The following is a 20,440-nucleotide window of genomic DNA, read 5'->3' as shown; positions in this document are numbered from 1 at the left end:
TGTGCCCGCGCTTTTGACGCACGCCCGTGAACTCCACCGGCTTGGCCCGGCCAACAACGATCGCCTCTCGGCCGTTCGCGTTGCGCTCAGCGTTGCCTTGCCAGGGCTGGTCCTGGTCCTCATTGGGCGCCCCGATCTCATGATGTACGCAGTCTTCGGCGCCCTGACCGGAATGTACGGCCGCAATGAAACCCACCAGCTCCGGCTCAAGCACCAGGCACAGGCTGCGCTGATCCTTGTGGGCGGGCTGACCATCGGCGTCGTTTTGTCCGTGAACCACATCCACTCGTGGTGGTTGGTGCTGGTGGCTACCCTCTTCGCAGGGTTCGGCTCGTTGTATGCCGATGCCGTGCGGCTGAAGCCAATTGGTCCGTTCTTTGGCATCCTCGCCTTGGGCGCCTGCGCTTCGGTGCCAACCAGCGTCCCGTTCACGACGGCGATACTCATCGGGGCCGCGTCGGCCGCCTTCTCCGTGGTGGTCGGTTTTGCCGGCTGGTTCCGGCACCGCACGTGGGTGGCCGGCGCTGCCCGTGACGTTCCCGTGCTCAGCGGGCCTCTGCGCCAAGCGGCACTTGTCCATGCGACCCGCTACATGTTGGCGGTTGGCGCAGCGGGAGTCATTGGCGTGTTGAGCGTGAGCGGCCACCCCCACTGGGCCATGGCCGCGGCGGCGGTGCCGCTCGCCGGTGCCGACCTCCCCAGTCGCGTCCACCGGGGCATCCACCGCATCGTGGGGACGTTCCTTGGGCTGGTGGTGGTCGCCGTCGTCCTTTTCCCCAGTCCACTGTCGCCCCTACAGTACTTTCCCGGCCACGCCGCCGTGGTCCTGGCTGTGGTGGTGGTCTTATGCCAGTTCCCCACGGAGCTGTTCATGGCCCGGCACTACGGGTGGGCCATGGTGTTCTTTACCCCGGTGATCCTGCTGATCGCCCAACTCGCGTCGCCGATGGATCCGGGTGTGCTGGTGATGGAGCGTGCCATCGAAACGTTCGTCGGGGCGGTGGTGGGCATCGCCGTCGCCGTTCTTGTGCGGGCGCCCCGGGCAAAGCCCACCGTTTAAAGGCCGTAAGTCATACTGGTTCCATGCAGGCGACAACGGTGTTGGTCGAGGGCGAAAGTGACCGGCTTGCGGTCGAGTCGCTCGCTCGTCGTTGCGGACATGACCTGATTGCAGAGCAGATCACAGTGGTTCCCATGGGAGGCGCCACGAGCATCGTCCGCTTCCTGGACCGTTACGGTCCGCGTGGGGCGAACCACCGGCTCCTGGGCCTGTGCGACGAAGGTGAGTCGTGGGGCATAGCCCGCGCACTGGAAAGGGCCGGGCTCGGATCCGGGCCACTGGACGAGCTGGGATTCCATGTTTGTCGGGCCGATCTTGAGGACGAACTCATCCGCTGCCTCGGCGTCGACGCCGTACTCGACGTCATTGACGCCCAGGGTGAGCTTGCGTCGTTCCGGCTCCTCCAACGCCAGCCATCGCAGCGCGGGCAGCCGGTACCGGCACAGTTGCGCCGGTTCTTCGGCGGCCGCAGCGGCAACAAGATCCGCTACGCGCCCTTGTTGGTCGCCGCTTTACCCACGGGGCACGCACCCGACCCGCTCGCGCGGCTCGTTGAAGGGTTCGCGCGTGAAAGCTAGGGCTCCAGCGGCCGACGCGGCGGGCCCGACGTCAGCTTTGCCGGCAGGACGCGCGCAAAGAAGCTGACCACTTTGTAGCGCTTGGTGGGGATGGAAATGCCTTTGCCCTTGGCGTTGTCGTCCAGACCCTCACGGACCACTCGTTCGGCGGTCAGCCACAGGAACCGGGGTGCCACGGATTTGTCCATGCCCATCCGGTCGTGGAATTCGGTATGCGTAAAACCCGGGCACACGGCAGTGACTTGGACGCCGGACTTCGCATAGTTGAGGTTGGCCCACCGACTGAAGGTCACCTGCCACGCCTTGGCGGCGGAGTACGTGCCCCTGTTGGCGAACGCGGCGACGCTGGCGACGTTGATAATCCTGCCCCGGCCGCGTGGCAGCATCACCTCAAGGGCTGCATGGCACAGCTCCATGGGCGTCTGGACATGCAGCCTCAGATGGCGGCGTTCTTCCTCCAGCTCGTTGCGTTCGAACGACTTCAGGAGTCCCAGACCGGCGTTGTTCACCAGCACGTCAATGGGCCTTTCGGCGTCCCTGAGACGGTCCGCTACTGCCGAAACGCCGACGTCGGTGGTCAGGTCTGCGGGCAGGACCTCCGCCGAGATACTGAAGTCGCGTTCAAGCTCCTCGGCTTTTTCCTTCAGGCGCCGCTCATCGCGGGCCACCAGGACCACATGGTGCCCCGCTTCGGCGAGTTGGCGGGCGAATTCAGCGCCGATTCCCGCCGTCGCACCAGTGATGAGGGCGGTGAGTTCATTGGCTCGAGTCGTCATGGGCCAAGACTAGCCGCCCGCACCCCGGAGGGTTAGCTCCCACCCTTTTGCTCCGGCGGGAGTGCCGAGAGCTAACCCCTCACGGGTCTTCAGGCGAACTTCGCCAGCGGATTAGCCAGGCGCCCAGCCATCTGGAGGCCGCCTGAAGGATCCGAGATGTCCAGCATTTGCTGATTGTTCCGCAGCTGGAGCCGGTTGAGGCACGACAGTTCAAAGTCCGGAGCGAACACATCATGCATGGCGAACTGGTCCGTGAGGTCCGGGTGGCGCTGCTGGTACTCCTTCACAACAGTTGCGGCGGTTCCCCAGAATTCGTCCTCGCTCAGCGTCCCGTCCTCCACAAGGATCGCCCCCAGGAACCGGAAGATACAGTCGAACACGTCGGTGAAGATAGCCAGCACCATCTCCTCGGCGGGGATGTCGGCTTTGATGCGGGACACGTCTTCCGGGAGCTCCAGCCGGTCCCCCATCACCACGATTTCCTCGGCAATGTCCTTCATGATCGCCCGGACAGGCACGCCATTCTCGAGGATCAGGATCACGTTTTCGCCGTGCGGCATGAACGCGAGCTCATACTCATAGAGGCAGTGAAGCAAGGGCACAAGATAGGCCTCGAAGTAGCGGCGAAGCCATTCAGTGGGAGCCAAGCCTGAACGTTTCATAAGTGCCGTGACCATAGGGGCTCCGGACTGGTCCACGTGCAGGAGCGACGCCATAGTGGCCAGCTGCTGTCCGTCCTTGAGTAACGGCAGCGGACTTTCCCTCCACAGGGCCGAGAGCATCTTGCGGTAAGGCGAACCCTTGGCCGAAGCAGCCTCGTAATAGTGGTTGTGATAGCCGATGGCCGCTGTTTCACGGATCATGGCCAGGCCCCGGTTCTGGAGCTCCTGGTCATTGCCGATCAATTCCTGCAACCAATCGTTGATGGCCGGCGTTGCCTTCATGTACTGCGGCGAGAGCCCACGCATGAAGCCCATGTTCAGCACGGACATCGCCGTTTTGACGTACGCCTTCTCCGGTGCCGTGGTGTTGAAGAAGGTGCGGATGGACTGCTGAGCCTGGTACGAATCCTCGCCTGCACCCAGGTTCACGATGTGGCGCTGGGCGATTTCTGCCGCGAACGTCACCGTGAGCTTGTTGTCCCACTGCCATGGGTGGACCGGCATGAGGAGGTACTCCTCTGGATCCAGGCCGGATGCCGAAAGTTCGGCGTTGAACCACGCCAAGGTGGCGGGTCCTAGTTCAGCTTCGAAGTGGGTGCGGTAATCGAGCCCCGCGCTCGAGGTGAACACTGCTTTGCTACGGTGCACCGCGATCCACTGCAGCTTCACCGTTGCACCGGTCTCCGGCGCGAACGCGTGGTAGTCCGCAATACCGAATCCCAGCCTGCCGTTGTTGGCCACGAAGCAAGGATGCCCCTCGGTCATGCTGTGCTCGATCGCCTGGAAATCCGCGGCACGGTCGGCACCGCCCGTGATACCTGCCGCCAATTGCGCCGAGGAGAAGGGCTTGCCCTGCTTGTACGCGTGGCTGGCCAGTGTGCTGCTGACTTCCTCGAGATAGACGGGCAGCATGTCCTGCCGGATGGCCAGGGCTTCGTGGAAGTCGGCAATGAAATCCAGGGCGTCCACGGATAAGTCTTCGCCGTTGCGCACGCGAACCACGGAATCAGCGGTGATGGACCAGTGGTCAAGCCGCAGCACACGGGCGCGGAACCGGTATTCCGTCGCGTCATCGTCGCTTACCACCTTGTACAGGCCAACGCCGGCACCTTCGTCGCGGATCAGCTCCGGAACCAGGATCCGTTCGTGCGAAAACTCGGCAATCGCCTTGCGGACCACGTGGCGGTTGGCAATGGCCCAGCGCTCAGGTGTCAGGTGGGACACCGGGACAGCAGCCGCGGCGGTCACGTTATCAGCAGTGGTGGTCACAGGGATTCTCCTCTGGTCGCCGCGGCGGGCGCGGCCAGAATCGGGGTCAGGGTGGCAAGGAAGTCGTCGCGGGTACAGAAGCTCAGGAGCCCCTGTTTGTGGTCCTCCGCAGGGTCGACGGCGGGAAGGGTCACCACGCCGTACGGCCGGAAGCCCACCTTTTCATTCAGGACGTGGATCTTGTGGTTGCGGGCGTCAGGCTCGACGACGACCCGCCGTGTGGCGGGGTCGGCGAACAGTTCAGCCATCACGGACTGCATGACGGCGGTGGTGAAGCCCGGCTGCGGCTCGCCACTTGGCGGGGACACCAGGAGGTGCATTCCTATGTCGCCGTCCTGGACCTCGTACACGTCCGCCAATGGCGATGATTCGGGACGGTACCGTTCCATCAGGAAGGCGGGGACACCGCCGTCGAGCCCCAGGAATGCCTGGTGATGGCCCGAATCGGCGATCTTCGAGTATTCCTCCACAACATCCTGCTCTGTGGACGAAACCATGCCCCAGAACCGGGCGTACTCCTGGCTGACCCAGCTGTGGAGGACGGGTGCATCGGTCACAGGATCCACGGGCCGGAACGTGAAGCTCATACGGTTGCTCCAGCTGTCTCCGGGAGGTTGGCAGCCACAGGAGCCGGTGCGCCGAACTGCTGGAACGCGATGCTGCGCTCGATCGGATAGACCTCCCGGCCCGTGATTTCGCGCAGGATGCAGGAGTTGCGGTAGGCGGCCATGCCGAGGTCCGGGGTGACGAAGCCGTGGGTGTGCAGCTCGGCGTTCTGGACGAAGATTTCGCCGGGTTCGACGCCGGTTCCATAGTTGCGCTCTACGTCGAAGCGGCCCTTGGAGTCGCGGCTGATTCGGTCCTGGATGCCGGCCAGGAACACGGGCTCCTTGTAGGTGTAGCCGGTGGCGAGGACCACGGCCTCGGAATCCAACGAGTAGTCGCGGCCGTGTTCTTCGTGGTGCAACTGGAGTGTATGGATTCCGGCGGAAGCGTCCCACGCGGCGGCAGTCAGCGACGAGTGAGTGTGTAGTTGGGTGTCCACCATGCCGGAGAGGCTCTTGGTGTAGAGGAGATCGTAGATGTCGTCGATCAGGTCCGAGTTGATGCCCTTGTACAGGTTCTTCTGGTTCTTGATCAAGGAATCGCGCTGCTCGCCCGGGAGTGAGTGGAAGTAGTCCACGTACTCCGGCGAGGTCATCTCAAGTGTGAGTTTGGTGTACTCGAGCGGGAAGAAGCGGCCGGAGCGGGTTACCCAGTTGAGCTGGTACCCGTAGACGTCGATTTCCTGAAGGAGTTCGTAGTACAGCTCGGCCGCGCTCTGGCCGCTCCCGACAATGGTGATGCTGCGCTTGGACTGCAGCTCACTCTTCCTCGACAGGTAGTCGGCGTTGTGGAGGACCAGTCCCCCAGCGTCGACTATCCCTGCACAGGCGTCCGGGACATAGGGTGATGTGCCCGTGCCAAGGACCAGTTTCCGGGCGCTAAGCACCTCCGCGCCCCCGGGCCCCTGCACCGAAAGGCGGTACACGCCGTCGTCGTAAGTCACATCCAGCACATCCGTGCTAAAACGGACTGACTCAAGCTGACCCGCCACCCACTGGCAGTACTGGTTGTACTCGGCGCGCAGGGGGTAGAAGTTCTCGCGGATATAGAAGCGGTACAGGCGGCCGGTCTGCTTCAGGAAGTTCAGGAACGAGAACCGGGACGTCGGGTCGGCCAAGGTGACGAGGTCCGCCATGAACGGGACCTGCAGGTGCGCCGGCTCCAGCATCATGCCCGGGTGCCAATCGAAGGATTCCCGGCGATCCAGGAACACACAGTCGAGGTTTTCCACCGGTTCGCTGAGCGCGGCCAGGCCCAGGTTGAAGGGCCCGACGCCGATGCCTGCGACGTCGTAAATCCTGCCGTTGTTTGGGGTGCTCATGCGGCGGCCTCCGTGGTTTCTGCGAGGAGGCTGGCGCCGGTCCTGCGAATAAGTTCGATGATTTCCTGGATGTCCCCCAGGGAGGCCTCAGCGTTGAGGAGGGTGAATTTGAGGTAGTGGCGCCCTGCCACCTTAGTGCCTGCAACAACAGCGTCACCCGAAGCGAAAATCGCTGCGCGGATGGCGGGATTGATGGCATCGGCCGCGTCATCATCGATGACAGCACCGTCAACCACCGGGCGGTATCGGAACACCAAAGTGCTCAGCTGCGGCGTGGCGGCCAGCTCGAATTCGGTGTCACCGGCAAGCAAGGTTCCCACACGTCCCGCGAGGTCGATCGCTTCGTCAAAGAGCGCACCAATGGCCTCCGCGCCCATGATGCGCAGTGTGAGCCAGAGCTTGAGGGCATCGAAACGACGCGTGGTCTGGATGCTCTTGTCCACTTGGTTGGGGATCTCGGCCTTGGCGGCGCTCTCAGGATTGAGGTAGTCCGCGTAGTAGGTGACGTGTCCCAGCATGGAACCATTGCGGACCAGCACCGCGCTTGAGCTGACCGGCTGGAAGAACGTTTTGTGGAAGTCCACGGTGACGGAGTCGGCCAGGTGGATCCCGTCCAAGAGGTTCCGGTAACGGCCGGACACAATGAGCCCTCCCCCGTAGGCGGCATCGACGTGCAGCCAGGAATCATAGGCCCGCACCAGAGCGGCCAGCTCCGTGAGGGGATCAACCGATCCGAAGTCTGTGGTTCCAGCGGTCGCCACCACCGCCATGGGTACCAGCCCGGCGTCGTGCGCTTCTGCCAAAGCAGCCGCAAGCGCGGTGGGGTCCATTCGGTGGTCCTCGGCGGTGGGTATGGCGACGACGGCGTCGAATCCCATGCCCAGCATTGAGGCAGACTTTTGGATGCTGAAGTGGCTGTCTGCGGAAGTGAAGATCCGCAGCCGGTCCAGCAGGTGCGGCAGGCGGGCGTCGGGGTGTCCAACACGCAGCTTGGCCACCGCCTGATTGCGCGCAATCAGCAGGGCCTGGAAGTTGGACTGGCTGCCACCCGACGTGAAAACACCGTCCGCGTCAGGGGTGAAGCCGATGCGCTCAGCGGTCCAGTCGATCAAGCGGCGCTCGATCATGGTGGCACCTGCGCTCTGGTCCCAGGTGTCCATGGACGAGTTCACTGCCGAGAGCACAGCCTCGCCAACCAGCGCCGGGATGACTACCGGGCAGTTGAGGTGGGCAGCGTAGCGGGCGTCGTGGAAATAGATGGCGTCCTTGAGGTACAGCTCGTCGAGCTCCTCGAGCGCCGCTGCCGTATCGGGCAGGGGGCGTTCGAGGTCGACGGCGCCAACCTTGGCCTTCAGTTCAGCATGCCCGACGCCGGTGAACGGCTTAGCGGTCCGCTGCACCTTGGTGGAGACAGCATTGACTCCTTGAAGGACCTGCGCGACGTAACTGGGCGAATTTCGTGCGTTGAACAGCTGGTTGGTGGCAGCGAGGGCCAGTTCCACTTTGGAGCCAAAATCCTGCTCCTGAGCGATCCGCTCTTCGACACTGGGTGACGTCACGTCAGCTTCCTTCCATTGCATTGGGCGCTTGTTAGCAAGGTAAGCCTTACTTAGGTAAGCCTTTCCGTCAAACTTTTGTGACCTATTTCGCTTAGAAGGCGGTTTCTTGCGGTTTTCTACGGCGTCGAAGCTTCATTGACTTTCCTGGCGACCCTCCGGAGTGCACAATGTAGGCCTTCATCCCTGCCCCCGGGCACTGCAGGATTGCCATCTGGGGTGTCAGCGGAAGGGGGTAGAGTGCAAGGAAGCATCGACGGCCAGCGGCTGGGGGATCCCATGAAGGACCACGTTCACGAGCGCATCGGCTTCCGTGAGATAGACGAACACGGCAATGCCGTCAAAGCGATCAGTCCGCATGTACCCGAGCCTGCTGACCCGGGGAGTTCCCGCCTTTCCGTCAACCCATTCGTGATTGCCCTGTGGGTTTTGGACGCAGGGCTGGCGTGGTTCGGGACGTGGGCGCTGACCACAGCCACGACTGCAATCATCACGCCCACGTCCAACCAGGGGCCGGAGTCCGCCCAACTGAATTTCCTGATGCTCTCCAACGCACCGTATGCCCTTCTGGCGGCCGTCCTGCTCACTGCCGCCCTCCTGTTTTGGCATGCAGCGCAATGGCAAAAGAAACGACCGACCAAGTAACAAATACCTGAGCTGCGCGCTGCACAGAAATGCGCGGCAACCGGGGTTGGGGCCCCGATTGCCGCGCACTCTTTGTCCTATGCCCCGGAACGCCTGCGACGTCCACTGAGGAACAGGAACAGTCCCGAGCCGAATGCCAGGAGGCTGATCGGCAACACGGTGAGGACAACTCCCGTGCTGGCCAACGCCCCTCCCGGCTGGCCCGGAACCACCGGCGGGGAAGTCACAGCAACACTTGCAGATGGTGCAGTGACCGGGGGTCCCGACGGAAATTGATCCACCCCGCCGGAAGCGGCGGGTGGAGCGGGTGCAGTGACTGCGGAGTCCACTGGAGGAAAGATCACCACGACATGTGCCGGAGGCGTGGTGACGGACGGCCCCATGGGAGGGGTCCCCATTGCGGTCGCAGTGTTGGCAACCTTGCCTGCCTTGATGTCGGCATCGGTGATGGCGTAGTCCGCGGTAGCCGTCATCGTTTGACCGGGAAGCAGCGTTCCTGCCACACCGGGCCAGGCATAGACAATGTCCTGGAGGCCCACCAGCGGATCGTTGACCTCGACTCCAGACATGGGGACAGTGCCGGTGTTCTTAAGGACAAAGTGGTAAACGATCACCTCTCCCAACCGGGCGGGATCTCCAATTGCCGAGGCGTCGGCCGTCTTGGAGAACTCCCAACCGAAACCCGGCAGGAGCGGGGTGTCGGTTTCGCCCGGAGGTGGGGTGACGGGGGTGCCGGATGGAGGGGTCCCCGTGGCTGTTCCACTGCTGGCGACGTGACCGGCGTCGATATCTGTTTGGGTTACCGGGTAGCTCGCTGTAGCGGTGACGGCTTCACCCGGAAGAAGCGCACCGGGGGCACCTGGCCAGCTGTACGTCATCGCAGGCAATCCAGCCGAGGGATCGTCCACGGAGACGTTGGTCAACGTGACATTTCCGGTGTTCTGGGCCACCAGCTTGTAGGTGATCGTGTCACCGACCTTCGCCGGTGACTGCACCGCTGCAACATCGGCCGTTTTGCTGAAGGCAATGCCCGGCGCCTGGACCAAGGCGGTGTTACTGCTCACCGGCTGGGGCGTCACCGCCTGCCCGGTGGGCGGACTCCCGGTGGTGGTTGCAGTGCTGGCGACGTGTCCGGCGTCGATATCCGCCTGGGTGATGGCATAAACCGCCTTCGCGGTCACGGTTTGGCCGGGAAGGAGTTCACCCGTGGCGCCCGGCCAGGTGAAGGCCAGCGCCGGGAGGCCAGCAAGCGGATCAACAATGTCCACGCCAGTGAGCTTCACGTTGCCCGTGTTCTTCGACGTGAACGTGTACGTGATCCGGTCTCCGGCAACAGGCGGCTGCTGGATGCCCGAGGTATCCGCGGCTTTGGAGAACTCCATCGCCGGAACCGGAACTGGAGAAGGATCAGGAACCTCAACTACAGCGTCAAAGGTTGACGTGGCCATTTCCTGGAAGCTGAGTTGGTCAACGCCAAGGTCGTTGCCGAATCCCCCGCCGCTCAAATTGCGGACTCCCAGGACCGCGGTGGTGTTCGATCCCGAGAACCACATTCCGGTGTTGTAGGACCATGTGGTCTCGGAGTTGGCACATGAAGGCTGCTTGGCAAGGGCTGGCGAGGTACCCACCAACTCGCCCGAATCACCGGGGTGCGCGCCGACGAACAAAGCTGACCGCACACCAACAGTGGCCGAGCTGTCGTAGCTCAAATTCGCCGTGTACCCGGTGAAGTTGTACCAGGTATGGGGCGCCACGCTGACAGTTGTTTGAATCAGGTTGTTGGGTACTGGGAGGTCTTTCGAACCATTGACAATCATGAACTTGCCGTTTGCTGCGGACTCGGAGTCAGTGACCGGAGTCCCTGGCGGAAGCATCATGCCGGCAAAGTTTGCGGGAGCGTTCTGGCAGGCTGCCGCAGAGCTGTACGTTGCATCCGGAAGTGGGTTGGTCACGCTCCGGAAATCCGCCCAGAGGTTGTTGTAGGAAACGTCCGGCCCACGGAACCGGGATGTCCCCCAGATCGAGTAGTAGCCGTCCAATGGCCCATATTGCTTGTAGGGCGCCGTACCCATCAAGGTAGTGGGGTCGTGGTAGCCGTACTGGGTGTTGGCAGCAGGTAATTGGGGCTTGGCTGTTCCGACGTAATTGAAGGTTCCGCCGTCGAAATCCGTCATCAACCCAGCGGTAGCCGTGATCCTCGATAAGGCTATGCCGGCTTGGGTTCCCCGGAAACCAAGCGGCGGAAGAATCCGGACCGCCCCACCCAGCGCATCCGCCTTTTCGAGGAGGTAGATCACAGGGTTTGACGACGCCGGCCCTATGACGACGCCGTTCACCGTGACGTCCCAGCCGGACGGAACACCCGAAAGGGTGTAGTGGGTGAAGGAAACGCCGTGCGGATTCGTATCCGTGGCCGCCAGCGTAAATCCCGGGCTTCCTGCTGCTGTCCGGGGAGGGATGCTGACCGGGTTCAGCGTGGCAGTCAGGCCGTCCGAAGACGTCGCCGCTGCCTCGACGGGCGCGACGGCGATACCCGCCACCGCCCCGAGGGCGAGGCAGGCGCCCAGGAGGATCGCAACAATCCTCCCGGCGGTACCCTTGGCCAACCCACGGGGACTCGGGCGTACCGACAACGTGGGTGGGATGCCAGTCGTCTTCACGGCCGATCCTCACTTTTTAGCAGATCGCTCTGCATTCCCGACAGGAGGCCCAGATGGGCTCCGCTATAAAGTGCGGGGGAAGCTCAAATCGTGACGCGGTTTTTTGAAAAAGTTTTTTGAATTGTTTCTAGTGCACGGTGTTGGCGAACGATTTAGGCACGATGCCCTGCCCAGCGAACCGATAACTCACCGTTCCACCGTCGGCAGCCGGCGGCATGTCCACTCCCAAAGTGAAGGAAAGATCGGCGGCATTCAGGGAGTCCGTGGTGCAGCGAAGCTGGCGCGTATTTGCCGCGTCAGTGGCACAAGTCCACCCGTTGGGAGCCACCGCCCTTCCCTCCACAAAGGCTGCCTGGTCCGGCAACGCAAAAACGACCTCTCCTGTGGTGGGGGTTCCGTCCCCTTGGAGCGAGAACCCCACCCGGAGCTCCCGATCCGTTGAGGTCGAACCCACAGCAGCGGCGAACGTCGCATCAACCGTTTGGGTCAACGGTGACGAGGAGGCGGAAACGCCTGGCGCCGTCGTCGAAAATACCGTCCCGGAGTCAACCACTACGGCACTTTGCCGCGCCCGCTCCGTTGGTGGAACCTCGACGGCGGGCAGCTGGCTCGCCTTTGCGGCCGGCGGTACGGCCGCGCTTTCCGAAGACGGCGTGGACGTCGGCCCGATGCCCGGGCTTGGCGAGGTGCTGGGCGCCGAGGTTTCGTGAACGGGCGGGACTATGGTGGCCGTGTTGTTTTCGGCAGCCGATTGGGAGCCCGCGTTGAGCTGCATCAACCACACAAGGAGACCGGCCAAGGCAGCGGCGCCCAGGACGATGGACGCCACCAGCTGCCAGGCCCTGCTGCCCGACTGGAGTCCCACCTTGCCGGGCACAGCGGTGCTGCCGGCACCCGAGGATGCCGTCCCGGACAAAGCTCCGGATCCAATGGCCGCAATCACGCCAGGGGTAAAAGCGATCCCCGTGACCAAAGGGAACAGGATGGTGCGCATGCCGCCCTGGACATCATTGAGCTCAATCAGCAGCGCGGTGCAGTGCGCACAACCTTCCAGGTGGGCTGTGACCTTTTCCTGCGAGGTGCGCTTCAGTGCGTTCCGCGCATACTTTCCAAGTTGGCTGGCGTATTCGTCACATGCCTGGTCCACGGTCTGGCTGATGTGCTGCTGCAAATAGGCCTGGCGTAGTCCTTCGCGGGCACGGATGGCCAATGAAGAGACGCCATTTGGAGTGAGCCCGACAAAAGGCGCCGCCGCGGCTGGCTTGAGCCCTTCGATGTCCAAGTGCCACAGCACGGCCTGCCACCGCTCAGGCAGGGATTTGAACGCCTTGGCCATGATGCTCGACTCGAGGTCGCTGAGAACAGGGTCGTTGTCCAGCACGGGGGAATCGAGAATGGCTTCATCGGCAGCGGTCGGCATCCGGCGGGCCTTGCGGTTCCTGTCATGGGCGGTGCGCCGGACGACGGTCAGGAGGTACGACCGAAAGAACTCCTTTGGCCCTTTGCCTTCCTTGAGCAACTGGAAGATGGAGGCGAACGACTCAGCAACGACGTCATCGGCGTCACTTGGGTTATCGGTCTGCGCACGGGCCACATACTGGGCAACTTTCAGGTGCCGCTGATAGAGCACATCAAAGGCCTCGGTGACGCCTTCACGCACCAAAGACATGATCTGGGGATCACTGCCTGAGGCCATCGCGAAAGTTGGGGACGCCCCACCGGCCCCACCCGCAAATACTTGATCCATAAACAATAGTGTGCCATCACAACCTGTGTGACTTGAATCGAAGGCCCCCGCCCTGTAGACAACCAGGTTTTTCGCATCACGATTCGGGCCCTCGCATTACTTGTTAGGCGTGAACTTCCCATCCCCTGGAGCCAAGCGAGGACTCATGGATATCAGGCGCCCCCGGCCCTTCCTGAAACTGATGCGCGCCACCCACAAAAACCTGCTCGCACAGCAGAACACGATCGTTCGATCCTTGCCGATGCGCCGCTCCGGGCCGTTGGCCCGGAAGAAGAACGCGGGTCACGTCGTCCTCGTCTATGGAGCGGACCGGCCGGTGGCCATCCCCGGCGATACCGTCATTTTTACCGCCTGGATCACCAACGACTCCGCAAGTCACGTACGGGATATCACCCTGGTGCCGAGGTCCCTCACCAATGAGGGAATGGAGATGCTGGCGTACACGTCCGAACCGGTGGAACGGGACCTCCGCATCGACCTCCTGGCCCCGGGCCAGTCCGTCATGCGCAGTTTTTCCTACCTGGTGACGGAATCCAATCATGTGCACGGCGGCAGCATCATCAGCGCCATGCAGGTTCGCGGTACGTGCCGTGGCCTCGCAGTACTCGACGAGCACGACGCCATCGTCTCCCTCAGCGGGACGCGAAAGGACTGGCCCTTCGGGCCTGCTGGATACCAGGCCCCGGCCCGGCCGCCCGGCTATCAACATCAGGCCCACCTTGCCGGAGCCTAGCCCCGAGCTATAACGTGGCTAGGGCAGGGGGCAATCACAAGGCAGTAAGCAGGAGGAATTCCGCGTGCCGGAAGCGATTGCACGGCGGACCATCTATGACCAATTCATGATGGCCTTGGGTGAGGGCTGCTGTCCCGAAAAAATGGCGGAGCTGTTGGGGCTTCCTCTTGCCACTGTTTTGCTTTGGCTATCACGGCTCGGCAACCTGGCCTCGGACTTTACCCTCGGCGGCGACTCACCGGCACTGCAGGCTGCAGCCCCTGAGGGCCATCCTGGCCTGACCTTGGTCTACACCCCGGACATCCTGGTCGCACGCGCGGGCCAGGTGGTAACTTTCACCGCTGACATCCTCAACGATGACTCGGCCGCCCTATTGAACACCAATCTGATGCCGGGCCGCCCCCTCGAAACCACCGCTGCGGAAGGCGACGTTATCTTCGCTCCGATCACGTCACCTTTCGACATGGGCGATCTCCCCGCAGGCGGCATGAGCTCCATCTCGTTCAGCCACAAAGTCTCCGAGCATGAGGCCCGCAGCGGAGGAGACCTGGTGAGCAACCTTACGGTCAGCGCCAGGAGCACAGGGAGCAACACCGAGGTCACCGACCAATGCTGTGCGCGTGTGAAGCTCAGTTCAGGCGGTTACATCAGGGCGGCCGGATAACCCGCTACTCGTTGTCGGGCTCGCCGGTGGGCGGCTCTGCAGGCCAATCGACATCCTGTTCGTAACCTTCGTGCTTCTTTAGGTAGGCCGCGATATAGGGGCAGTGCGGAATGATGCGTTTGCCGGACGCCACTACATCGTCCAAGGCGAAGTGGGCGAGCACTTTGGCCAAGCCCTGTCCGTTGAAGCCGGGCTTGGTTTCGGTGTGAATGAAATCGATGTGGCCGGGCCTGTCGAGGAACTGGGAGATCACCGCCAGCTCGCCGTCTACGTGAAGCTCATAGCGGTGAAATTTGTCGTTGCGCACCGTAGTGACGCCAGCGCGGAACGACTCTGCCAGTGAATCCGTGTACTCGGTCATGGTTCGAGATTGGCACTTAAATCCGGCTCTGGCAACGTGGGCGCCTGAGCCTCACGCCGTTCCGTAACGTTCGCGCCCGGCTCGGCCAACGGCGGCGTCGGAACCCTGCCCAGCAGCAGGACTGACAGCGCGAAGCAGGCCGCTCCCCCACCCAGAAGAGCCAGCGTCAGGCCGTTGAAAGCAGCGTCCGCAACCGGCACGAAAACCACGACGGCGGCGGTCACCACAGCGATGCGTGAGGGACCGCGTGCGTGGCTGGCCGCCGTCGGACGTTCCTCCAGACGGCCAAAAAGCCATACGACTGGAACGAGCAAAGCGACTACCGCGGCGAAGACGGGAATCCGCGCCCACCACCAGTCGGCAGTGCCGGCGTCGGGTACCGGAAGGTCCGTCAGCAGCAGCATCCCCGACAATCCCACCAGCAGCGGAAGATGCCACAAATAAATGGTCATGGACCTGCGGCCAGCGAGCGCCATCACCGTCTGGACCCAGCGGGCGCTGGCCACCCACCGCAGGCCCGGCTGGAGCAACTGGAGCGTTGCTGTTTGGGAGATGCCCAAGAGAAGCAAGCAGAGGTTGGGCGGGTTGATGTTCACCACCATGTTTCCCGGATATACAGCCACGCCGGTGACGAGACCCAGCAGGAGGTTGCTGGTCACGATTGCGCCCACGAGCCACGTGCGGCTACGTCGCTCAAAGAAGCCGTCGGCCATCAGGAAACCGAGTTGCTGGACGGCGCACCAAACGAAAATCATGTTGGTGAACGCAAGCACCGGGATGGCTCCGCGGAGGGAATCAACAGTGATAATCGCTGCCACCAGAACACCGAAAACCACCAACGGCGACTTTTGATGCAACCGGGCCATCAGCGGAATGCTCAGTTGCGCGGTCAGGAATGCCGCGAGGAACCACAGGGGCATCGCGGCACCAGCGGTCATGAGCTGAATGACCTGGGGGTGCACGCCCAGGAGCAACGCCACCCATAGCCCGCCCCACATCAGCGCAAGCAAGGCCATGGCGGGGCGGACCAGGCGCAGGAGCCGGAGCTGGGCGAAGTCGAAGCCCGTTCCGCCGCGGGCCGCAAGCCTCCGCCACGACTGGAGCCCGGTAACCCCGCCCATCACGAAGAAAAGGGGGACGATCATCAGCACCCAGAGCACTGGCGTGAACCAGCTTTGGTCCATGAGGACATTCTGTGTGTCCACTGTGCCGTCTTTGTGCAGGACAGGACTGACCATCATGCAGTGCGCGGCAACAACCAAGAGCAGGCATGTGAAGCGGACAAGGTCGATCGCCGGATCCCGCCGCACGGCCTCATCCAGGCCGGCGGGAGGGTGTGTATGCGTGGCCCTCTCCATGGCTCTCCCTACGAGCGCGCTGACCCACGCGCTGCCTCCATTGTCCGCCCCCTTGTGGAACGGGGCCAGCAGGCTTGCCGCTGCTGTTGTGGGAGAAGGATGAGCGGGGTTGCCCACAGCCGGCGGCGCAGGTCTGGACGGGGCGTCGAAACACCGGCAGGATCAGAGCCATGACTACCTCTATTTTCGTGAACCTGCCTGTCAGCGACCTCGAGGCTTCCAAGTCCTTCTACACAGCACTTGGCTATTCCATCAACCCCAACTTCACAGATGAGACGGCTGCCTGCGTTGTCTTCAGCGACACCATCTATGCCATGCTCCTGACGCACGCCAAGTTCAGCGAGTTCACCAAGCAGCCCATCGCGGATACGAAGAATTCGACGGCGGCTATTGTCGCCATTTCAGCCGAGAGCCGTGAAGATGTAGATGCTTTGGCGAACAAGGCCCTCGAGGCCGGCGGATCAGAGACTTATGACGCCCAGGATCTCGGATTCATGTACAGCAGGGCCTTCCGCGACCTCGATGGCCACCACTGGGAGGTGCTGTGGATGGATGACGCAGCAGCCCAGGCCGGCCCGCCGGAGCACTGATTTCGACACGCACGTCGTGGCCCGCTGTTCCGTCGCTGCCCAACAGCGGAACAGCGGGCCACCAACGTTTTCTAGCCGAGCGTCACGGCCAGCACGCCCAGGACGACGGCGAGCAAAGGTGTAATGCCTTGGGTGGTGGCTGCGCGGAGGTACTTCTTCCCACTGGCCGCGAGGACCAGCGCTGCCAGGAGCATCGACCCACAGCTGCTGAACACGAGGGTCCAACCTACCTGTGGAGCCCCGGCCCAGACTGCGATGATGCCGATCAACGCGCCTATGGCCAGGAAGAGGTTGTAGAACCCCTGGTTGTAAGCGAGCGGCTTGGTGGTCTCGGCGTCGGCCTGCGAGGTGAGGCTGAAGCGTTTCCACGTGGATGGCTTGGTCCAGGTGATGGACTCCATGGTGAAGATAAATACGTGAAGCAAAGCCGCAATCAGGGCGAAAATCAGGGAGGCCAGAATCATGGTCTGATCCTAGCCTCCCGTGTTGGTGGGACCGGGCCGTCAGGCGCTCAGCAGCTCCAGCGTGGCGCCCGCGAATGCGCCCGCAGTGCCGTTCCAACGCGCCAACAAACCCTGGAGATTCTCGCCATCTGCCCGGTATGCCGCGGTTTCCGCCTCAAGCGTGGACAGGATGCCGGTGCGTAGTTCAGTGTTGAAGTTCACCTTGCCGACCCGCAGCGAGGGAGCTTTGGCGAGCTCGTCCGCCGGGATGCCCGAAGCGCCGTGCAGTACCAACGGGACGCCGGTCTTCGAGGCAACGTCCTGCAGTACATCCCAACGAATATTGGGCTCACCCTTGTACTTGCCATGCACGTTGCCCACGGCGACAGCCAGCAACTGCGCACCCGTCCGCTCCACGAAGTCGGCCACCTGCGCGGGGTTGGTGAGCCCCTCAACCGGAGTACCGGCGTCGTGCGTTTCACGGGCGGTACCGAATGCCCTGTCCTCATCGCCGGCCAGCCCGCCCAGCTCGGCCTCGATCACCACGTCCGCATGGCCGTCCGCGTGCAACGCGGCACGGACTTCGCGAACCAAGGCGATGTTGTCCTCGAAGGGCAAAGATGAACCGTCGGCCAGGACGGCGTCCACACCGGCGGCCACGGAATCGCGGATGACCTTGAGATCCGAAGCGTGGTCCAGCTGGACGGACACCGGGACGCGTGCGGAGTCGGCCAGACCGCGCAGGGCAGAGATGAGCCGCAAACCGTTGCTGGTGGATGCAGTCTTGGGCGCGACCAGCAGGATCACGCCCAGCCGGGCTTCCTCCGCGGCTGAAACGACTGCCATGGCAGTGGTGAAGTCGTAGCAAGTGAAGGCCGGAACAGCGGCGCCGGAGGCCAGGGCGGAGTTGACCAGCTGATGGAGTGCAACGCGCATCAGTGGGCCAGCCCTCCCACCAGGATCCACGCCACGTAGCTCAGTGCGAAGCCTGCCAACCCCAGGATGGTGGTGAGGACGGTCCAGGTCTTGAGGCCATCGGACACCGTGAGTCCGTAGTAGCGGATCACGGTCCAGAAGCCGGCATCCGTCACGTGGGACAGGCCCAGCGCACCGAAACCGATAGCGATGACGATCACGGCGATCTGCGCTGGTGAGTAGCCGCCTTCCATGACAGCGGAGGTGAGCAGGCCCGTCGTGGTGACGATGGCGACGGTGGCGGAACCCTGCGCGGCGCGCAGCGCCAGGGAGATGATGAAGCCGAGGACGATGACCGGCAGGCCGAGGCTGTCCAGGGTGTGGGACAGTGCTGCGCCGATGCCCGAGGTGCGGAGGACTTCACCGAACACGCCACCAGCTGCGACCACCATGAGAATGGAGGCAATGGGAGGCAGCGCGCCTTCGAAGATCTCGCCTGTTTCCTTGAGCGACCAGTTACGCCGAACTGCCAGCAGGAAGAAGGACAGTGCCACGGCGACGAGGAGGGCAAAGAACGGGTTGCCGATGAACGAGGCCACCCCGTACCAGTAGTTGTCCTTGGCGATGGTGAGGGTGCCAACGGTGCCGAGGAGGATCTGCACAATCGGAGCGGCGATCAGGAACATGATCAGTCCGGGACGCGGCGGAGCGATCGCGCGGGCACCGGGGCCGTCGTGACCAACGCGAACCAATGAATCGGAGCCGAATTCTTCAACCTGGGCTTTGACGCCGGGAAGGAGCTCGTAGTCCTTGCGGTTCATGATGCTGGCGACCCAGTAGGACAGGAAGCCGAGTGGCACGCAGATGATCAACGAAATCATGGTGATGAGACCGATGTCGGCTCCGAAGACACCCGCGCCCGCAACGATGCCAGGGTGCGGCGGAACTGCTACGTGGATGGAGAGCATGATGCCGGCCATGGGCAGGCCGAACTTGATGGGGTGGACCTTCGCGATCTTGGCGAAAGCGTAAACGATGGGGACCAGGACGATCACGCCCACTTCGAAGAAGACCGGGATGGCAACCAGGAAGCCGACGGCGGTCAACGCCACGGCAACACGCTTGGCACCGAGCTTCTCCGTGAAGTGCGTCGCCAGCGACTGGACACCGCCAGAGACTTCGATCATCCGGCCAAGGATGGCGCCGAGGGCGATCAGCAAGGCGACCTTTCCCATGGTGCTGCCCACACCGTTGGTGACCACGGTGAAGATGTCCTTGAGCGGAATCTGCGCGGCGACAGCCACCAGGATGCTCACTGCGAGGAGGGCTACGAAAGCCTGGATCTTGAAGCGGATGATCAGCACCAAGAGCAGTGCAATGCCTGCTGCCGCGATGGTCAGCAGGAGGGGTGTTCCCAGCTCCACTGCGGGTTTGATGGCGGGGGCATCGGCCGCCCGAACCATCAGCGAATTGATGAGGGGATTCATTGGGGGTGTCTCCTTTGACAAACCAGTCTAGAGAGAAGACCGGCGGGAGGTGGCGACGACGGCGGAGGGGGGACCGCCGTCGTCGCGGGTTAACTGGGGTGGTTAGGCGGTGCGCTTGGTGGGCGCGACAACCTTGATGACGGCGGAGTCGTCTGCGGCGGCGAGGCCCTGGGCCTGGCCGAGCAAGTAGAGCTGTTCAGCAGCGGCAGCAACGGGTGCGGCCAGACCTGCGGCGCGGGTTGCTTTGCCCACGATGCCCATGTCCTTGACGAAAATGTCCAGGCGGCTCAGGACCTCGGCGCCGTCCTCGGTGTAGGCCTCGAGGATGCGCGGGCCGCGGTTGGAGAGCATGAAGGAACCTGCTGCTCCGGCTTCGAGTGCGGCGAGGGTCTTGGCCTGGTCCAGTCCGAGGGCGTCGGCGAGAGCCATGGCTTCGGCAGCGGCCGCGATGTGAACGCCGCACAGGAGCTGGTTGACGGTCTTGAGTGCCTGGCCGTCGCCGGGCTTGTCGCCCACGATGCTCAGGGTTGAGGCCAGCAGCTCGAGTGCGGGACGGGCCTTCCCAAGTGCTTCCGGCTCGGCGCCGACCACGATCAGCAGGTCGCCTTCACCGGCGCGCTTAGGGCCGCCGGACAGCGGAGCGTCCACGAGTGCCACGCCGTATTCGGCCAGCTTGGCGACCGTGGCGGGGATGGCTTCGGTGCCGACGGTGCTGCCAAGGATCACGACGGCGCCCGGCTTCAGCACCGAGGCAACACCGTTCTCACCGAAGAGGACATCGTTGAGCTGCTCGCCGTTGCGGACTGCAAGGAGCAGGGCGTCGGCGTCCTGGGACGCTTCGCGGGCCGAGGCGAAGGTCTTGATGCCGGCGGCTGCGGCGAGTTCCAGGCGGGGCTCGGCGATGTCGAAGCCGTGGACGGTCAGCTCGGATGCCAGACGGGTTGCCATGGGCAGGCCCATGGCGCCGAGGCCCAGGACGGTGATGGTGTAGTTGCTGCTGGTCATGGTG

At 63.3% G+C, this 20,440-nt stretch carries 19 protein-coding genes; 6 read left to right on the top strand and 13 right to left on the bottom strand.

Annotated elements, in window-relative coordinates:
- Position 1: 1 nt before the first annotated feature.
- Positions 2-1,060 (top strand): FUSC family protein, encoded by a 1,059-nt coding sequence (locus tag J2Y68_RS18545; protein ID WP_309995558.1) that lies wholly within the window; start codon positions 2-4, stop codon positions 1,058-1,060.
- 23 nt (positions 1,061-1,083) lie between these two features.
- Positions 1,084-1,638 (top strand): TOPRIM nucleotidyl transferase/hydrolase domain-containing protein, encoded by a 555-nt coding sequence (locus J2Y68_RS18540; protein WP_309995556.1) that lies wholly within the window; start codon positions 1,084-1,086, stop codon positions 1,636-1,638.
- Here J2Y68_RS18540 and J2Y68_RS18535 read toward each other — a convergent pair.
- The 5 genes from J2Y68_RS18535 to J2Y68_RS18515 all read right to left on the bottom strand — a co-directional run bounded on the left by J2Y68_RS18535 (position 1,635) and on the right by J2Y68_RS18515 (position 7,831).
- Positions 1,635-2,414, bottom strand: a complete 780-nt coding sequence (locus J2Y68_RS18535) for an SDR family NAD(P)-dependent oxidoreductase (protein WP_309995554.1) — start codon at positions 2,412-2,414, stop codon at positions 1,635-1,637. The genes J2Y68_RS18540 and J2Y68_RS18535 overlap by 4 nt on opposite strands.
- Positions 2,415-2,503: 89 nt before the next feature.
- A complete protein-coding gene (locus J2Y68_RS18530) occupies positions 2,504-4,345 on the bottom strand; it encodes an IucA/IucC family protein (RefSeq protein ID WP_309995552.1) in 1,842 nt (613 codons plus the stop codon).
- On the bottom strand, positions 4,342-4,932 hold the full coding sequence (locus J2Y68_RS18525; RefSeq protein ID WP_309995550.1) for a GNAT family N-acetyltransferase: 591 nt from the start codon (positions 4,930-4,932) through the stop codon (positions 4,342-4,344). Before J2Y68_RS18525 ends, J2Y68_RS18530 begins: the two co-directional genes overlap by 4 nt.
- Positions 4,929-6,272 (bottom strand): lysine N(6)-hydroxylase/L-ornithine N(5)-oxygenase family protein, encoded by a 1,344-nt coding sequence (locus J2Y68_RS18520; RefSeq protein ID WP_309995548.1) that lies wholly within the window; start codon positions 6,270-6,272, stop codon positions 4,929-4,931. Before J2Y68_RS18520 ends, J2Y68_RS18525 begins: the two co-directional genes overlap by 4 nt.
- The gene (locus J2Y68_RS18515) at positions 6,269-7,831 is read right to left on the bottom strand and encodes a pyridoxal phosphate-dependent decarboxylase family protein (protein ID WP_309995546.1); all 1,563 of its coding nucleotides are present in this window, start codon (positions 7,829-7,831) and stop codon (positions 6,269-6,271) included. The genes J2Y68_RS18520 and J2Y68_RS18515 overlap by 4 nt, the downstream gene beginning before the upstream one ends.
- Positions 7,832-8,068: 237 nt before the next feature.
- On the opposite strand from J2Y68_RS18515, the gene J2Y68_RS18510 reads away from it, so the two are divergent.
- A complete protein-coding gene (locus J2Y68_RS18510) occupies positions 8,069-8,473 on the top strand; it encodes a hypothetical protein (protein ID WP_309995544.1) in 405 nt (134 codons plus the stop codon).
- Between the two features lie 77 nt (positions 8,474-8,550).
- On the opposite strand, the gene J2Y68_RS18505 is transcribed toward J2Y68_RS18510, so the two are convergent.
- Together J2Y68_RS18505 and J2Y68_RS18500 are read right to left on the bottom strand one after the other, a co-directional pair.
- The gene (locus J2Y68_RS18505) at positions 8,551-11,133 is read right to left on the bottom strand and encodes a DUF7507 domain-containing protein (protein WP_309995542.1); all 2,583 of its coding nucleotides are present in this window, start codon (positions 11,131-11,133) and stop codon (positions 8,551-8,553) included.
- A 127-nt stretch (positions 11,134-11,260) separates the two neighbouring features.
- On the bottom strand, positions 11,261-12,880 hold the full coding sequence (locus tag J2Y68_RS18500) for a sigma-70 family RNA polymerase sigma factor (RefSeq protein WP_309995540.1): 1,620 nt from the start codon (positions 12,878-12,880) through the stop codon (positions 11,261-11,263).
- 145 nt (positions 12,881-13,025) lie between these two features.
- Here J2Y68_RS18500 and J2Y68_RS18495 point away from each other — a divergent pair, with 145 nt between their 5' ends.
- Both J2Y68_RS18495 and J2Y68_RS18490 read left to right on the top strand, forming a co-directional pair.
- Entirely contained in the window at positions 13,026-13,613 is a 588-nt protein-coding gene (locus tag J2Y68_RS18495; RefSeq protein ID WP_309995539.1) for a hypothetical protein, read from the top strand.
- 64 nt (positions 13,614-13,677) lie between these two features.
- Complete coding sequence (locus J2Y68_RS18490; RefSeq protein ID WP_309995537.1) at positions 13,678-14,277, top strand: hypothetical protein; 600 nt, start codon at positions 13,678-13,680, stop codon at positions 14,275-14,277.
- 4 nt (positions 14,278-14,281) lie between these two features.
- On the opposite strand, the gene J2Y68_RS18485 is transcribed toward J2Y68_RS18490, so the two are convergent.
- Both J2Y68_RS18485 and J2Y68_RS18480 read right to left on the bottom strand, forming a co-directional pair.
- Positions 14,282-14,638: a GNAT family N-acetyltransferase gene (locus J2Y68_RS18485; protein WP_235520283.1), complete on the bottom strand. Its 357-nt coding sequence runs from the start codon at positions 14,636-14,638 to the stop codon at positions 14,282-14,284.
- Positions 14,635-15,996, bottom strand: coding sequence for an acyltransferase family protein (locus tag J2Y68_RS18480; RefSeq protein ID WP_309995533.1), 1,362 nt, complete (start codon positions 15,994-15,996; stop codon positions 14,635-14,637). The genes J2Y68_RS18485 and J2Y68_RS18480 overlap by 4 nt, the downstream gene beginning before the upstream one ends.
- Positions 15,997-16,166: 170 nt before the next feature.
- Here J2Y68_RS18480 and J2Y68_RS18475 point away from each other — a divergent pair, with 170 nt between their 5' ends.
- Complete coding sequence (locus J2Y68_RS18475) at positions 16,167-16,586, top strand: VOC family protein (RefSeq protein ID WP_309995531.1); 420 nt, start codon at positions 16,167-16,169, stop codon at positions 16,584-16,586.
- Between the two features lie 71 nt (positions 16,587-16,657).
- On the opposite strand, the gene J2Y68_RS18470 is transcribed toward J2Y68_RS18475, so the two are convergent.
- From J2Y68_RS18470 to J2Y68_RS18455, 4 genes are all read right to left on the bottom strand, one after another.
- A complete protein-coding gene (locus tag J2Y68_RS18470; protein ID WP_284986889.1) occupies positions 16,658-17,050 on the bottom strand; it encodes a DUF1304 domain-containing protein in 393 nt (130 codons plus the stop codon).
- A gap of 39 nt (positions 17,051-17,089) precedes the next feature.
- Positions 17,090-17,965, bottom strand: a complete 876-nt coding sequence (locus J2Y68_RS18465) for a class II fructose-bisphosphate aldolase (protein ID WP_309995528.1) — start codon at positions 17,963-17,965, stop codon at positions 17,090-17,092.
- Complete coding sequence (locus J2Y68_RS18460; protein ID WP_309995527.1) at positions 17,965-19,431, bottom strand: GntP family transporter; 1,467 nt, start codon at positions 19,429-19,431, stop codon at positions 17,965-17,967. The genes J2Y68_RS18465 and J2Y68_RS18460 overlap by 1 nt, the downstream gene beginning before the upstream one ends.
- A 102-nt stretch (positions 19,432-19,533) precedes the next feature.
- Positions 19,534-20,436 (bottom strand): NAD(P)-dependent oxidoreductase, encoded by a 903-nt coding sequence (locus J2Y68_RS18455; RefSeq protein ID WP_309995525.1) that lies wholly within the window; start codon positions 20,434-20,436, stop codon positions 19,534-19,536.
- Positions 20,437-20,440: the final 4 nt, after the last annotated feature.

This window comes from Paenarthrobacter nitroguajacolicus (assembly GCF_031455195.1).
Lineage (GTDB): Bacteria > Actinomycetota > Actinomycetes > Actinomycetales > Micrococcaceae > Arthrobacter > Arthrobacter nitroguajacolicus_D.
Note: the sequence above shows the minus strand (reverse complement) of the source record. Positions and strands in the feature narration are given on the sequence as shown.